General features: G+C 70.4%; 14 protein-coding genes, 2 tRNA genes and 1 pseudogene. 13 read left to right on the top strand and 4 right to left on the bottom strand.

Translation table 11 applies throughout. The features are described from left to right. The first annotated feature begins 119 nt into the window (after positions 1–119). Both ABZT06_RS12080 and ABZT06_RS12075 read left to right on the top strand, forming a co-directional pair. Entirely contained in the window at positions 120–713 is a 594-nt protein-coding gene (locus ABZT06_RS12080) for a hypothetical protein (protein WP_355738695.1), read from the top strand. A 78-nt stretch (positions 714–791) separates the two neighbouring features. Continuing rightward, positions 792–1,859, top strand: coding sequence for a hypothetical protein (locus tag ABZT06_RS12075; protein ID WP_355738692.1), 1,068 nt, complete (start codon positions 792–794; stop codon positions 1,857–1,859). A 184-nt stretch (positions 1,860–2,043) separates the two neighbouring features. Here ABZT06_RS12075 and ABZT06_RS12070 read toward each other — a convergent pair whose 3' ends face one another. Beyond that, a complete protein-coding gene (locus tag ABZT06_RS12070; protein WP_355738689.1) occupies positions 2,044–3,144 on the bottom strand; it encodes a M48 family metallopeptidase in 1,101 nt (366 codons plus the stop codon). 156 nt (positions 3,145–3,300) lie between these two features. Here ABZT06_RS12070 and ABZT06_RS12065 point away from each other — a divergent pair, with 156 nt between their 5' ends. The 7 genes from ABZT06_RS12065 to ABZT06_RS12035 all read left to right on the top strand — a co-directional run bounded on the left by ABZT06_RS12065 (position 3,301) and on the right by ABZT06_RS12035 (position 7,648). Next, positions 3,301–3,459: a hypothetical protein gene (locus tag ABZT06_RS12065; protein ID WP_355738686.1), complete on the top strand. Its 159-nt coding sequence runs from the start codon at positions 3,301–3,303 to the stop codon at positions 3,457–3,459. A 118-nt stretch (positions 3,460–3,577) separates the two neighbouring features. Continuing rightward, positions 3,578–3,742: a hypothetical protein gene (locus ABZT06_RS12060; RefSeq protein ID WP_037716950.1), complete on the top strand. Its 165-nt coding sequence runs from the start codon at positions 3,578–3,580 to the stop codon at positions 3,740–3,742. Positions 3,743–3,821: 79 nt separating this feature from the next. After that, entirely contained in the window at positions 3,822–4,460 is a 639-nt protein-coding gene (gene nadD / locus ABZT06_RS12055; RefSeq protein ID WP_355738682.1) for a nicotinate-nucleotide adenylyltransferase, read from the top strand. 16 nt (positions 4,461–4,476) lie between these two features. Next, on the top strand, positions 4,477–6,270 hold the full coding sequence (locus tag ABZT06_RS12050; protein ID WP_355738679.1) for an LCP family protein: 1,794 nt from the start codon (positions 4,477–4,479) through the stop codon (positions 6,268–6,270). Between the two features lie 112 nt (positions 6,271–6,382). Further along, on the top strand, positions 6,383–6,826 hold the full coding sequence (gene rsfS / locus ABZT06_RS12045) for a ribosome silencing factor (protein WP_355738676.1): 444 nt from the start codon (positions 6,383–6,385) through the stop codon (positions 6,824–6,826). Continuing rightward, positions 6,823–7,482 (top strand): histidine phosphatase family protein, encoded by a 660-nt coding sequence (locus ABZT06_RS12040; RefSeq protein ID WP_355738673.1) that lies wholly within the window; start codon positions 6,823–6,825, stop codon positions 7,480–7,482. The genes rsfS and ABZT06_RS12040 overlap by 4 nt, the downstream gene beginning before the upstream one ends. A gap of 93 nt (positions 7,483–7,575) precedes the next feature. After that, positions 7,576–7,648, top strand: a tRNA-Ala gene (locus ABZT06_RS12035). On the opposite strand, the gene ABZT06_RS12030 is transcribed toward ABZT06_RS12035, so the two are convergent. Next, the gene (locus tag ABZT06_RS12030; RefSeq protein WP_355738670.1) at positions 7,630–8,490 is read right to left on the bottom strand and encodes a helix-turn-helix transcriptional regulator; all 861 of its coding nucleotides are present in this window, start codon (positions 8,488–8,490) and stop codon (positions 7,630–7,632) included. The two genes, ABZT06_RS12035 and ABZT06_RS12030, sit on opposite strands and share 19 nt — an antisense overlap. Before the next feature lie 231 nt (positions 8,491–8,721). Between ABZT06_RS12030 and ABZT06_RS12025 the strand changes: the two are divergent. From ABZT06_RS12025 to ABZT06_RS12010, 4 genes and pseudogenes are all read left to right on the top strand, one after another. Next, positions 8,722–10,025, top strand: a pseudogene (locus tag ABZT06_RS12025) (MFS transporter). Between the two features lie 69 nt (positions 10,026–10,094). Continuing rightward, a complete protein-coding gene (locus tag ABZT06_RS12020; RefSeq protein ID WP_355738667.1) occupies positions 10,095–10,268 on the top strand; it encodes a hypothetical protein in 174 nt (57 codons plus the stop codon). A 3-nt stretch (positions 10,269–10,271) separates the two neighbouring features. Beyond that, on the top strand, positions 10,272–10,505 hold the full coding sequence (locus tag ABZT06_RS12015) for a hypothetical protein (protein WP_003976229.1): 234 nt from the start codon (positions 10,272–10,274) through the stop codon (positions 10,503–10,505). 99 nt (positions 10,506–10,604) lie between these two features. Then, positions 10,605–10,677 (top strand) — tRNA-Ala (locus tag ABZT06_RS12010). Between the two features lie 122 nt (positions 10,678–10,799). Here the strand turns inward: ABZT06_RS12010 and ABZT06_RS12005 are convergent. Together ABZT06_RS12005 and ABZT06_RS12000 are read right to left on the bottom strand one after the other, a co-directional pair. Further along, positions 10,800–12,413 carry an NADH-ubiquinone oxidoreductase-F iron-sulfur binding region domain-containing protein gene (locus tag ABZT06_RS12005; protein ID WP_355738664.1) on the bottom strand — a complete coding sequence of 538 codons (1,614 nt, stop codon included), beginning with the start codon at positions 12,411–12,413 and terminating at the stop codon, positions 10,800–10,802. Further along, positions 12,410–13,735, bottom strand: a complete 1,326-nt coding sequence (locus ABZT06_RS12000; RefSeq protein ID WP_355738661.1) for a cytochrome b/b6 domain-containing protein — start codon at positions 13,733–13,735, stop codon at positions 12,410–12,412. The genes ABZT06_RS12005 and ABZT06_RS12000 overlap by 4 nt, the downstream gene beginning before the upstream one ends. Positions 13,736–14,007: the final 272 nt, after the last annotated feature.

The raw sequence follows: 14,007 nt of genomic DNA, 5'->3' as shown, positions 1-14,007 counted from the left end.
CCGTCCGTCAGGGGGCGCACTGCCAGGGCATATGCGTCCGGCAGGCGCCCCGGGCCTGCTTCCCGGGCGCACGAGAGGTGTCTCACAGGGCGGATGAATTTCCGTACCGTCTGCCCAAATTGACCCCCCAGGTCTACTCTGGATTCGTGCCGGAGGACGTGGGGGGCACGCCGTTCCCTGACGGCTGGGAGCCCGACGACGACCACGACCGCGGGGTGTCGGACGAAGAGTTCGCCTCCGTGGTCTTCGACGAGGCCTTCATACAGGCGGCCGTGGTGCACGAGCCGACCGCCGTCGAGCGCCTCCTGGCAGCCGCCCAGGCGAGAGCGGAGGCCTCCGAGGCCGAGGCCCGCCGCGCCCGCCTCAGAGCCGAGCGGTACGACGACGGCTTCGGACCCGGCGGTTTCGGCCATGATCCCGACCTCGACGACCTGGACGACACCGAGGTCCTCGAAGGCCGCTACGGCGCCCCGGGGACGTACGGCAAACAGGTCCGCTGGCACCGCCCCGTCGCCTGGATGCTCGCCCTCGTCATGGGGATCGGCATGGTCGCGCTGGCCTTCACGGCGGTCTACCGGGGCGCCTCCTCAGGCAGCCGCGACCGGGTTCCGCCGCCCGCCTCGACCGGTCTGGAACAGGGGAGCACGGTGACGCCCTCGGCGTCCGCCGACTACTCCCAGCCAGCCGTCTCCGCAGTCCCGCGAACGCCCTGACGATCCTGGTGAGAACCTGTCAGAACTTGTCGCACAGCAGCGCGTTTACCTGAGCTCCCCGAGACCTACCCTGAAGATATGGGAGGGCCAGGAGACCCACCTGAGGGGACACCCGAGGGCGCCCCCGTGGGTGGTGAGGACGAGTACCGATCCGTCGTCTTCGACGAGTCGTTCGTCCGCGCTGCCCGCCTCCAGGAGTACTCCGCGCACGAGCGCATGTCCGACCACGCGCCCGCAGTACGCCGCCGTCCGCCGCTGCACCGGGGACTGTCCCGGCAGGCGCTGATCCTGCTCCTGCTGATCGCCGTCGCCTTCGGCACCGCGATCTACATGGGCGTACGGCACCCCTACCAGACCTCCCCGATCCGGCAGCCCGTCGAGCCCCTGCGGATGACCGTCATCCCGCTGGCCCCCGCGGGCAGGGTCCCGGGGCACCCCGACGCCGAGTACCTCTACGCGCACAGCCCCGCCGCGCAGTACCGCATCGGCGCCGAGGGCATCCCGCTGCCCGCCTCCCGACGCACCGCGCACTTCTCCGACGGCCAGGTCGTGTCCGCGCTGACCACCGCCAAGGACTACCTCGTGCGGTCCTCGCTCGACCCGGACGTCCTCGTCGGCGACCAGGTCCGCGCCGTGCGGGTGCTCCTCGACACGGACCAGCTCGACCAGTTCGACCAGAGCTTCACCCACCCCGCCGCCGACGGTCGGCATGCGCCGACCGGCTGGCTGGTTCGCTTCGACCCCGCCGAGGTGCGGCTGGCCGACGGCAGGATCCGGGTGCAGGGGAGTCTCCAGGCCGCCGAGACCGACGCGTCGACGCTGGAGGTCACCGCGGACCACACGTTCGTGTACGCACTGCGGTCGGCCGGCAGCGCGGGTTCCGCGGTGTCGCTGTTCACCGTGCGGCGTGAGCTGCACTTCCGGTTCGACCGGGACGATCTGCGGATGCACACGGCCCAGCTGGTCGTGTCGTACGTCCAGGCCGGCCCGCTGTCCTGCGCGGAGGACTCCACGAACCGGCTGCACCCGCTGCTCGCCGGGCAGACCGCGAAGGCCGGTGGGCCGGCGGGGACGGACCCTTATGCCACCGGCAGCGCTACGGCCTTGTGCGGGTCGTTGGCCACCAGCGCGCAGCCGAAGGTGTGACCGGAGGCGGTCGTCCGGTGCGGGCCGCTGAGCGCGTCCGGTAGCTGCCGACCGGTGGGGTCCGACCGCCGGGGTCCGACGGCTGGGGTCCGACCGGTGAGGGGGCGGGCGGCGGGGGCGGTCGTGTCCGCGCGGTGCGGGCGGTAGCCGCACATGGATACCGCCCCGCGCGCCTTGGAAAGTCTCAGTCCGCCTCGTTGTCGCGGGGCGTGTCCGTCGGGGGCTCGTCCTCCCGCGGTGCCGAGTTCGAGAAGCCGCCGAAGCCCCTGCGCACCCTGCCGCCCAGGTCGCCCGCTCCGCCCGCGAGGTCGCTGACCAGCTTCATCAGCGGGTCCTTGGAGCTCTTGACGTTGGTCGCGTAGCTCGCCGCCGACTCACGGAAGGAATCCGTGACCGAGGTGTCCTTGTCCTCCGTGCGGCGCGGATAGTGCCCGTCCATGATCCGCTGGTAGTCGCGGGACTCGGCCCACTTCTTCAGCTCGGCCGCCCGCACGGTGGTGAAGGGGTGGGAGCGCGGCAGGACGTTCAGGATCTTCAGCACGGAGTCGCGCAGGTCGCCGCCGGCCTCGTACTCCTCGGCCTGCTTCAGGAACGCGTCCACGTTCATCTCGTGCAGATGGTGACCGCCGGCCAGCTTCATCAGACCCCGCATCGAGGCCCGCAGGTCCTGGCCGACCAGGAGGCCCGCCCGGTCCGCCGACAGCTCCGACTTGCGGAACCACTCGCGCAACGCGGTCACGATCGCCATGATCGCGAGGTTGCCCAGTGGGATCCACGCCACCCGCAGGGCGAGGCTGGTCAGGAACAGCAGTATGGTCCGGTAGACCGAGTGGCCGGAGAGGGCGTGACCCACCTCGTGGCCGACGACCGCCCGCATCTCCTCCTCGTCGAGCAGGTCGACCAGACCCGTGGTGACGACGATGATCGGCTCGTCCAGGCCGATGCACATCGCGTTCGGCTGCGGGTCCTGGGTGACGTACATCGGCGGGACCTTCTCCAGGTCCAGGATGTAACACGCGTCCCGCAGCATGTCGTTGAGGTACGCGAACTGCTGGTCGGAGACGCGCACCGAGTCGGACAGGAACAGCAGCCTCAGGCTCCGCTCCGGGAGCAGGCCGCTGAGCGCCTTGAACACCGTGTCGAATCCGCTCAGCTTGCGCAGCGCCACCAGGGCGGAGCGGTCGGCGGGGTGCTCGTACGCACGTGAGGAGATTCCCGGGAAACGCCTGCGCTGCCTGCTCGGCACGTGCTCGTGTCCGTTGTTCTGATGGCCGTCGTCGGACATGTCTTCCCCCCATGTGCGTCTTTGGCTGTGCCTCTTCGGCCCCTTCGGCCTCCGAGATCCTTTGCGGACCCTTGTGCGGCCCTTTGCGCCCCCGAAGCAGACCCCAGCGTAGGCGGAGATAGCGTGGACGGGCAGTACAGCGAAGGAGTCCACGTCATGGAGCACACCCGAGCCGCCTGGCTCACCGAGGCCGCGAGCGCCGCCGAGCAGCAAGGGTCCGGAAATCTGCTCCGGGTCGTACTGATCGTGATGTTCGTGGGCTGTGCGTTCACCGCGTGGTTCCTGCTGCGGGGGTACAAGCGGAAGGACGACTGAGGAAGGGCGAAGGTTCCCCGCCGTCCCCCAACGGTGGAGTCGGCGTGATCGCCCTCACCGCGCCCGCTTACGATGGGCCGACATCTTTATCCCGCCCACCGGATAGGTCCTGCCGAAGATGAGCTTCCACAGCACCGCTGCCCAGTTGGTCACCCTCGCCGCAGAGGGCGAGGAGCACGGCGGCAACCACGAGAGCCTCAACCCCCTGGTGACCGGCGGCGGCGCCTTCATCATCCTGCTGCTCCTGCTGTGGATCACCACCCGTTTCAACCGCGACCGCTGAGGCACCGGGTGCCCAAAGCAGGGCACTCCGGGCCACCGCCGGCCGGGGTCCTCAGGCCGGGCCGGTAGGGTCTGCACGCATGGGAGAGCAGGACATGCCTACCGGCCCGGGCAACAGCCCGTCGAGGCCCGGCAAACGCCGCCTGGGCGTCATGGGCGGGACGTTCGACCCGATCCACCACGGGCACCTCGTGGCGGCCAGCGAGGTTGCCGCGCAGTTCCACCTGGACGAGGTGGTGTTCGTGCCGACGGGCCAGCCGTGGCAGAAGACCCACCGCGTGGTTTCCCCGGCCGAGGACCGCTATCTGATGACGGTCATCGCGACCGCCGAGAACCCGCAGTTCTCGGTCAGCCGCATCGACATCGACCGCGGTGGCGCGACCTACACCACGGACACCCTGCGCGACCTCAAGGCCCTCAACCCCGACACCGACCTCTTCTTCATCACGGGCGCCGACGCCCTCGGCCAGATCCTCACCTGGCGGGACGCGGAAGAGCTGTTCGCCCTGGCGCACTTCATCGGAGTCACCCGGCCCGGCCACACCCTGGCCGACCCAGGGCTCCCCGAGGGCGGCGTCTCGCTGGTCGAGGTCCCCGCCCTCGCCATCTCCTCCACCGACTGCCGGGCGAGAGTCGCCAAGGGCGACCCCGTCTGGTACCTGGTGCCCGACGGAGTCGTGCGATACATCGACAAGCGCGAGCTGTACCGCGGCGAATGAGTCGAGAGGGGCACCGGTGAACGACCGATACGACGCGGGCTACGGCGACGGCCAGGAGAACCAGTACGCGCTCGTCGGCTACGACGAGTACGGCCGGCCGGTGTACCAGCAGATCCCGCCGCAACAGGCCCCGCAGCAGCAGTACGACCCCTACACCCAGCAGGGTTACGGCTACGACCCGTACGCCACGGGCACCCACAACCCCGCGTACGACCCGTACGGCGCCGGTGACACCGGTCAGCAGGCGCCGGTGCCGCCCTACGACCCGTACGCCGACGGGGCCCAGCAGGGCGGCGGTCCGGCGACGGCGTACGACCCCTACGGCCGGGCCGCCGCCAGCGGCCAGCAGCCCCGTGTCGCCGAGCAGACGGCCTACATCCCGCAGCAGGGCGGGCCGGCCGGGGGAACGCAGGCCGGGCAGGGTCACCGTGCCCGGGTCGACGAGAACCCGGCCGACGCGGGGCGTGCCGGTGCAGGCCGTCCCGGCGGGGGCCAGGCGGGTGCGGAGCCCGCCGAGGGGGACGAACGGCAGTACCACACCGCGCAGTTCGCGTTCGTCGAGGACCCCGACGGTGACTCCGAGGACGTCATCGACTGGCTCAACTTCACCGAGAACCGCACCGAGCGCCGCGAGGAGGCCAAACGCCGCGCCCGCAGCCGGCTCGTCGCCCTGGTCGTCGTCCTCGCCCTGGTCGCGGTGGGCGGCGTCGGCTACCTCTGGTACGCCGGGAAACTGCCCGGTCTGCCGGAGTCGGAGAGCAAGAAGGACACCACGGTCGCGGCGAGCGCCCAGAACCGCGACGTGATCGTCGTCCATCTCCACAACACCACGAAGGGCGGCACCTCCACGGCGCTGCTCGTCGACAACACCACCACCAAGCAGGGCACCACCGTCCTGATCCCCAACTCCCTCAACCTGACGTCCGACGACGGCTCCACGACGACCCTCGCCAAGTCGGTCGACGACGACGGATCCTCCGGGACCGTCGACTCCCTCGACACCGTCCTCGGCACCGACATCGAGGGCACCTGGCGGCTGGACACCCCCTACCTGCAGAACCTGGTGGACCTGGTCGGGAACATCGACGTCGACACCGACGCCGCCGTGCCCGACCCCGATGCCAAGAAGAAGGGCCAGGCGCCCCTGGTCAGCAAGGGGAAGGACCAGACCCTCAGCGGCAAGATGGCCGTCGCCTACGCCACCTACCGCGCCTCCGGCGAGGCCCAGAACGCCCAGCTGGAGCGGTTCGGGCAGGTCCTGCAAGCCGTACTGCGCAAGCTGTCCTCCGACCCGACGGCCGCGACCACCACCGTGCAGACGCTGGCCCAGATCCTCGACCCGTCCCTGACGGACAAGGACCTCGGCACCTTCCTCGCCAAGCTCGCGGACCTCGCCAAGAGCGGCGACTACAAGACCGCGCTGCTGCCCGTCCAGCAGGACGGCACCCTGAGCGCGGCGGCCGGCGCGAGTGTGGTCAAGGACGTCCTCGGCGGCAAGGCGAAGAGCCCCGACAAGGACGCGGCGGTGAGCGTCTCGGTCCAGAACGCCACCGGCACCAAGGACAACACCGAGAAGGCCCGCGTCGTCCTCCTCAACGGCGGCTTCACCTTCATCGACGGCGGCACACCCTCCTCGTCCCGGGCCACCTCCAAGGTCGTCTACGCCGACGCCGCCGACAAGGCGAACGCCACCGAGGTCGCCAAGACCCTGGGCCTGCCCGCCGGCGCCGTCGCCAAGGGCGCGATCTCCTCCAGCGCGAACGTCTCCGTGCTCCTCGGCCAGGACTACAAGCCGGACTCCTCGTCCTAGGCCCCGCTCGGCCCCCGAGCGGCACCCCGCGTGATCTCCACGATCACGTGGGGTGGCGTCGGCGGTCCGTGAGACCCTTGGTGTCAAGTGCCCGCCGACCGAAAGCCTTGTAGTGACCGCCACTGACCGTTCCCTCGAGCTCGTCCAGACCGCCGCGCAGGCGGCCGCCGACAAGCTCGCCCATGACGTGATCGCCTACGACGTCAGCGACGTCCTCTCGATCACCGACGCCTTCCTGCTGGCGTCCGCGCCCAACGACCGCCAGGTCAAGTCCATCGTCGACGAGATCGAGGAGCGGCTCTCGAAGGAGCTCGGCGCCAAGCCGGTGCGCCGCGAGGGCGACCGCGAGGCCCGCTGGGTCCTGCTCGACTACGTGGACATCGTCGTCCATGTCCAGCACAGCGAGGAGCGGGTCTTCTACGCCCTGGAGCGGCTGTGGAAGGACTGCCCCGAGCTGGAGCTCCCGGCCGACGCCAAGGCGACCCGCGGCAAGGGGGAGGAGCACGCCAAGCTCCGGGCCGAGGAGGACGACGCGGAGTTCGGGGAGCCGCGGTGACCGCTCCCGCCGACCGCAAGGGCCGGGGCCGCCGCGTCATCCTGTGGCGGCACGGCCAGACCTCCTGGAACGTGGAGCGCCGCTTCCAGGGCACCACCGACGTCGAGCTCACCGAGACCGGTGTCGGCCAGGCCCGCCGCGCCGCCCGGCTGCTGGCCTCCCTCCAGCCCGACGCGATCGTCGCCTCCGACCTCCGGCGGGCCGCGAACACCGCCGCCGAGCTCGCCGCGCTCACCGGCCTGGACGTGGCCCACGACGAGGGCCTGCGGGAGACCTACGCGGGCGTCTGGCAGGGGCTGACGCACGAGGAGATCATCGCCCGGCACGGCGAGGAGTACGCCGCGTGGAAGCGCGGTGAACCGGTCCGCCGCGGTGGCGGTGAACTGGAGAGCGAGGTGGCCGACCGCGCCGCCCCCGTCGTGCTCCGGCACACCGAGAAGCTCCCCGAGGACGGCACGCTCGTCGTGGTCAGCCACGGCGGCACCATCCGCACCACCATCGGCCGGCTGCTCGGCCTGGACGCCCGGCACTGGGAGAGCCTCGGCGGCCTCTCCAACTGCTGCTGGTCCGTCCTCGGGCAGGGCGCGCGCGGCTGGCGTCTGCTGGAGCACAACGCCGGAACCCTCCCGGAACCGGTGCTCGGCGACGACGACTGAGGGCTCCGGATCGGGCTCCGGACCGGATTTCACTTTCCGGCAGGTCGCAGGCTAAAGTTCTTCTTGTTCGCCCGCCGAGCGGGAAGAACACAAGGGGCTATAGCTCAGTTGGTAGAGCGCCTGCATGGCATGCAGGAGGTCAGGAGTTCAATTCTCCTTAGCTCCACTCAATGAGGATCCCGTCTCCGTCAGGAGGCGGGATTTTTCATGTGTCTCCGCGTCCGCCGGTGTGTAGACCACGATCCGGCATTCGGGCATCCCGTCGATCGACAGCGACTGCGAGGTCATCCGCAGCTCGCCGACGGCCCGGTGCCGGAACGTCTTCACTCGCGGTCCCGGTCGGACCACCTCGCCGCTCGCCCACAGCTCGGCGAAGTACGGGCTGGCCACCGTCAGCGCGCGGATGAAGCGCTCCCAGGCCGGTTCGCCGACATGCCTGCCGTAGGAGGAGCGCAGCGTCGCCACCATCACCGGCAGCTCGCGCTCCCTGTACAGCAGCGGGCAGGCGTCCTCGGACACCGTGAAAAGCGTCCAGAGCGCGTTCGGCACCCCTATGTCGACGATCTCCGGGGTCGTGATCAGGGCGCGGTAGCCGGGGTTGATGGCCAGGATGTCGTACCGCGAGTTGTAGACGACCGCCGGGAGCGGGTCGAGGGCGTCGATGATGCCCTGCACCTCCGGCCCCACCGACTCGGTCGGCTCCTGCGGGACCGGGTCGAAGGGCACCTCGGCCAGGCGGTACAGGTGCTCCCGCTCGGGCTGGTCGAGCCGCAGGGTGCGGGCCACGGCGTCCAGGACCTGTGCGGACGCGTTGATCGGCCGGCCCTGTTCCAGCCACGTGTACCAGGTCACACCGACGCCGGAGAGCTGGGCGACCTCCTCGCGCCGCAGTCCCGGGGTGCGGCGCCTGAGGCCCGGCGGCATGCCCACGTCCGCCGGGGTCACCCGGGCCCGCCTGCTGCGCAGGAACGAGGCCAGTTCGGGCCGTCGTCGCTGTGTCGTCCTCATCGTCACGTCCCCCTCGTCACGACCATCCTCGGTGCCGCGCCCGGCGCTTGCCAGGTGCTGGCAGTACCAGCATCGCCGGGCTCTCGGCACCCGTACCGGGATGTCCTCAGGCTCGACACCATGACGACAACGCCCCGGACGGGACCGGACCCCGCGTCCGTCTCCCCACCTGCCAGAAGTGAAGCACCCGCCACTGACGACCGGCCCCGGCCCCGGCCGTTACTCGCGCTCGTGCTCACCGCCCAGTTCATGGCGCTGCTCGACGTGTTCATCGTGAACGTCGCGGCCCCCACGATCGGCACCGAACTGCACGCCTCGGGCGCCCAACTCCAGCTGGTCGTCGCCGGATACGCCATCACGTACTCGGTGCTGCTGATCACCGGCGCCCGGCTCGGCGAGCGGTTCGGGCACGGCCGGGTCCACCTCGCCGGCCTCGCCCTGTTCACGGCGGCCTCGCTGGCCTGCGGTCTGGCCCAGGGCGCCACCGAGCTGATCGTCTTCCGGCTGGTGCAGGGCACCGGTTCGGCGGTGATGATCCCGCAGGTGCTCAGCCTGATCCAGCGCAACTTCACCGGCGAGGCCCGGATGAAGGCGCTCGGCGCGTACTCGGCGGTCCTCGCGGTCGGCGCCGCCGCCGGCCAGGTCGTCGGCGGAGTCCTGGTCAGCGCCGACCTGTTCGGCACGAGCTGGCGTCCGGTGTTCCTGGTGAACGTGCCGGTGGGTCTCGTCCTGCTGGCCGTGGGCGCTCGGGTCCTGCTCCCCGGGGACCGTCCGACACGCCGGGACCGGACGCGCGGCCTCGACCTGCCCGGCCTGGTGCTGCTCGGCGCGGCCGTGTCGCTGTGCACGGTGCCGCTGGTGCTCGGGCAGGAGCAGGACTGGCCGCTGTGGTCCTGGCTGTCCATGGCCACCGCCGCGATCCTGTTCGCCCTCTGCGCCATCCCGGCATGGGACTCGCCGTCTTCCGGATCATGGCGATCATGGCCGTCAACGGCGGCTTCCTCTTCACGCTGACCCTGCACGTCCAGGGCGGCCTCGGCTACAGCCCGCTGCGGGCCGGGTTCTCCTTCGCGCCGACCGCGGTGATCTTCGGCGTCGTCGGACTGACCTGGCGCCGCTGGCCCGCATCCTGGCAGCGCCTGCTGACGCCCGCCGGGTTCCTGATCACCGCGCTGGCCGCGCTGGGCGTGGGGCTGGCACTGAAGGACGGCGGCGAGGGCGGCGGCACGCTGTACGCCGCCTACGCCGGCATCGGTGTCGGGCTCGCGCTCGCCTTCAGTCCCACGCTCACCGGGGCCCTGGCCACGGTGCCGCCCCGGCACGCGGCGGACGCCAGCGGTCTGCTCGCCACGGTCACCCAGCTCGGCCAGCTGATCGGCGTCGCGGGTTTCGGCACACTGTTCTTGAACCGACTTGAGTCACTGGGCCCCTCCGAGGCGTATACCTCTGCGGAGGCGCTCTGGGCCTGCACGTTCGCGCTGGCCGGGACCGCCGCGGTGGGCGCCGTGTCCGGACTGGTACTCAGGCGTCGCTGACCGTATTGGTCCGGCCGTGGCAGAATCAAACGGCCGGAAGGGGGCGCGGCCCGACGGGAGGGAGTAGTGATGCCTGCGAGCATCCTCGTGGAGGGCGGCCACCTCCGCGAAGAGGCGTCGTCAAGGGACACGACGGTGCGCCTCATCTGCCCTTCCTGCGGTTCCGTCCATGTGGCCCAAGTACTCGGGGACAACGGCGGAATTTCCTACGTGTGCACGGCCTGCGGCCACAGCTGGAGCTGATCGATGGGTGCACACAGGCGAAAATGCGACTGGTGCGGCAGCGGGACGCCGATCGTGCGGGACATGGAGCCGGTCAACCCCGACTACCAGTACTGGTGTGAGGAGTGCGCGCGGGCGCTGATCATAAAAGGCGACCCCATCGAGACGTACCGCGAACTGGAGGGCGAGCCGATCTACGGCCGTCTCCTCGAAGAACACTGCACGCTGAAGCGGTTCTACTCGTTCGTGACCGCTTGACGTCGTTGTCCCTGCCCGCAGGAAAACGATTTGGTGTTCCACCCGGTTGACCGTGTAATGTTGGCGTCGCCGCCAGGGAAACCGGGTGGCACGCAGCACGGGGCTATAGCTCAGTTGGTAGAGCACCTGCATGGCATGCAGGGGGTCAGGAGTTCAAATCTCCTTAGCTCCACAGAAAGATCCCGCCGGATCATCTCGATCCGGCGGGATTCCTGTTTTTCCAGGGGCAGTTGTTCCGCCTACGACGAAGGGGGCCACCCGATCCCGGGCGGCCCCCTTCGTGTTGTCGTCGGCTCAGCGACCCAGTGCGCGGCGCCCGCGGCCCTGGGAGAGCACCGGCAGGTTACGGGCCGGACCCTTGTCGCGCGCGGTCTCCTCCTCCAGGCGCAGGGCGAGCGCCGGGCAGCGACGCACCGCGCGTAGAGCCTTCGCCTCGGCGTAGCGCGGTACCTGGGCCTGGGCGACGGTCGGGAAGCCGTCGGCGCCGAGTTCGAAGACCTCGGGGAGGATGTCGGCGCACAGCCCGTGACCCCGGCAGAGCGTCCAGTCGACGTAGATCTTCTGACGGCTGGGACCGGTCTCCTCGGCCTCGCCGCCGCCCGCGATGCCCGTCGGCGTCCGGCCGCCCTCGAAGAGCGGCAGAACGCCCTCCACGGGTCGTCCGCAGCCGTTGCCGAGGACATGGGCGGCCAGGTCGTCCGTGAACGCCTTGATGGTCGACTCCAGGAACATCGCGGAGCCGTCCGGGTGCGAGCACGCGCCGCGCCGCTTCACGTTCTTGGCGACCTGCTTGAGCGCCTCCAGGGCGGCCGGACCGCCGCCGTTGAGGATGTCCTCCATGCCGCGCGCGGCGGCCGGCAGACCGAGGTAGCAGGGGCCGCACTGGCCCGCGCTCTCCTCGGCCAGCCACTGCGCCACCCGCAGCGACTCGCCCAGCGGGCAGGTCTCCTGAGTGATCGGCAGGATCGCGCCGGCACCGAGCGCACCGCCCACGGCGTCCAGGGAGTTGCGGGAGACGATCGCCTCGTTGACCGTCGCCGCGTCGATCCACTTGCCGTGGTAGCCGCCGGTCAGCACGCCCTGCGGGACCGGCGGGGCGCCGGCCAACTGCAGGACGTAGCGCAGCGGTACGCCGGTGGGGACCTCGATCACCATCGGGCGGGCGACGGCGCCGGAGACCGTGAGCATGACGGTGCCCGGCTCGTCGTACAGCCCGGTGTTGCCGTAGCGCTCCGGACCGATGCGCGCGGCGATCGCCAGCTGCGCGAAGGTCTCGGCGTTGGACAGGAGCGTGGGCGCGCCGCCGACGCCGTTCTGCGAGGCGCTGACCTTGCGGCCGGGCGGGATGGCCGGGCCGCCGTCGATGGAACGGATCAGCGAGGCCGCCGCTCCGGTGACCATACGGACGGGATTGCGCTGCACGCGTGCGCGTAGAGCCGATCTGCGGCCGTTGCTGAGGCCGCGCTCGGCGAGGGCGGCCTCCATGGAGCGCTGGGTGGACTCCCGGGTGACGCCTATGACGAGCGTGCGGGCACCCAGGGCTTCGGCGGCCAGGAGGGCGCCGTCCAGGATGAGGTGCGGGGCACGGTTGATGAGCACCGTGTCCTTGCGGCAGGCGGGTTCGTCCTCGCTGCCGTTGACGACGACGACCGGTCGGACGCCGCGCTTGATCGCCGCCTCGGCGACCGAGCGCAGCTTCTTGTGGAAGGGGAAGCCGGCACCGCCGCGCCCCTTCAGGTTGATGGCTTCGGACAGCTTCGCGAGCTGCTCGCCGCCCATGGGTTCGAGCGGCCCATGCACCTTGAGGTGCATGGGCAGGTCAAGTCGTTCGACAAGGTCGAAGCCCGACGTGAGCTGGGGAAGACCGACCACGCGGACTTCTGGTACGTCGGGCAGGGCCTCGTTCACCTATAGCCTCCGGAAGGCGTGTTCCAAGGTTCGCCCGATCCCGGTGAGTCGTAGTCGTACGACTGACCGGGCGTTGGATCAGTGGCGGGACCGCTGTTGTACGTGTCGTTGGGGTTGTACGTGCCGTACATGGTGTTCGACTCACCAGTGTCGCGTACATCACCCGTGAGATAGCTGGCGGTGCCCGAATTACCGCCATAGGTCGGGATGTTGTAGCCCGTGTCCTGGAGTGGGTCGTAGGCCGAGGGGGGTGCCTCGCCGACCGGCGGCGGGGACGGGATCGGCCAGCTGCCGGAGGTGCTGCTGTCCATGCGCGCGATGGGGTCGGTCGCGGCCTGCATGTCCATCGGCATGTCCATGCGCGCGGTCTGGCCGGTGTCGAAGGGCTGCTGGGCGCCCGGCGACATGGCGCGATAGGCGGCGGCGAACCCGCTGCCCGCGGGTTCCGGGGCCGGGGGTGCCTGGTAGGCGGGGATGGAGCCGGTCTGGGTCAGGCCCTCGTAGCCGGGCAGGGCCGACTCCGAGCGCCGGCCGGCGGACTCGGGTGCCCTGCGGCTCTCGCGGCCCGGTGCGGCGCTCTCCGCCGCCCTCCTGGCCCGGCTGGCCTCCAGCTCCTCACGACCAGGCCGCTCCTCGGCGCCGAGCAGCATGGCGACCCGGTCGGTGACCTTGCGCTTGAACGGGCGCGGTGCCGCGCGGAGGGCGAGGGCGGCTATGACGCCGAGCACGCAGAGCGCGTACATGTACGTGAAGATCGGGGCCTTCACCGCACGCCCCGCGTACAGGCCGTGGACCAGACCGGCACACCAGGCTGGGTAGGCCAGCATGTGCATCGCCCGCCAGCGGGCCGCGACCGGCGCGGGGGACGCGAACCGGTTACGCAGGGCGCCGGTGATGCCGACGAAGATCATGAGCTGTCCGGCCAGGGTGCCGAGACCTATGAGGCCCCCGCTGCTGCTGAACCCGAGGCCGAAAGGGATGAACGCGGCGATCCACGTCGTGTGGCCGAGGGTGATTTTGATCCCGATGTGCAGGAGAAGGAACGCGATGGAGCCCACCGCGGTGATCCGGTGCACGCCCTGGGCGACGATCCGCTGCCGGGTGTTGAGGATCAGCCGGTCCTGCGCGACCAGCCCCCAGATCACGGAGCAGGTGAGGAGGACAAGCGTCACCACGCCCGCCCCGAAGTTGAGGAAGTCCTGGAGCCAGACACCTCCGTACACCACGACCAGAGGGATGGCCAGCAGAAAGACGGCCGTCGCCACCCCATAGGCCGACCGGCCCGTCCTGGGGAGCGTGCTGTTGCTACTACGAGGGTTCATGGGGGCAACTCCGAGCGGTTCGGGAAGGCGGTCCCGCTGCCGCACTCTAAGTGGCGCCATACCGATGGGTACGACGTTTGAGTTATTGCGTTGTTATCAAACGGTCGCGGGGCTGTTGCGATGCCCCTTAGTAGCTGTTACGCGAAGTAACCATTGGTCTTGATTCAGTTCCTGTGTCGGATCGGACGGTTGCGCTCGACTGCGGCGGCGAGTGCGGCACCCGGTGCCAAAGAGGCATACGTAAGTTCGTCGCGGCTTGCTCAACGGCTGCG

Source organism: Streptomyces sp. NPDC005483, from assembly GCF_040606035.1.
Classification (GTDB): Bacteria; Actinomycetota; Actinomycetes; order Streptomycetales; family Streptomycetaceae; genus Streptomyces.
This window is presented reverse-complemented; position numbering and strand designations above follow the sequence as displayed.

Excerpts from the sequence above, each read along its gene's own strand:
- ABZT06_RS12015 (WP_003976229.1), top strand. The coding sequence starts at position 10,272 with ATGGGTGCACACAGGCGAAAATGCGACTGGTGCGGCAGCGGGACGCCG.
- ABZT06_RS12065 (WP_355738686.1), top strand. The coding sequence starts at position 3,301 with ATGGAGCACACCCGAGCCGCCTGGCTCACCGAGGCCGCGAGCGCCGCC.
- nadD (WP_355738682.1), top strand. The coding sequence starts at position 3,822 with ATGGGAGAGCAGGACATGCCTACCGGCCCGGGCAACAGCCCGTCGAGG.
- ABZT06_RS12000 (WP_355738661.1), bottom strand. The coding sequence starts at position 13,735 with ATGAACCCTCGTAGTAGCAACAGCACGCTCCCCAGGACGGGCCGGTCG.
- ABZT06_RS12020 (WP_355738667.1), top strand. The coding sequence starts at position 10,095 with ATGCCTGCGAGCATCCTCGTGGAGGGCGGCCACCTCCGCGAAGAGGCG.
- ABZT06_RS12030 (WP_355738670.1), bottom strand. The coding sequence starts at position 8,490 with ATGAGGACGACACAGCGACGACGGCCCGAACTGGCCTCGTTCCTGCGC.
- ABZT06_RS12070 (WP_355738689.1), bottom strand. The coding sequence starts at position 3,144 with ATGTCCGACGACGGCCATCAGAACAACGGACACGAGCACGTGCCGAGC.
- ABZT06_RS12060 (WP_037716950.1), top strand. The coding sequence starts at position 3,578 with ATGAGCTTCCACAGCACCGCTGCCCAGTTGGTCACCCTCGCCGCAGAG.
- ABZT06_RS12075 (WP_355738692.1), top strand. The coding sequence starts at position 792 with ATGGGAGGGCCAGGAGACCCACCTGAGGGGACACCCGAGGGCGCCCCC.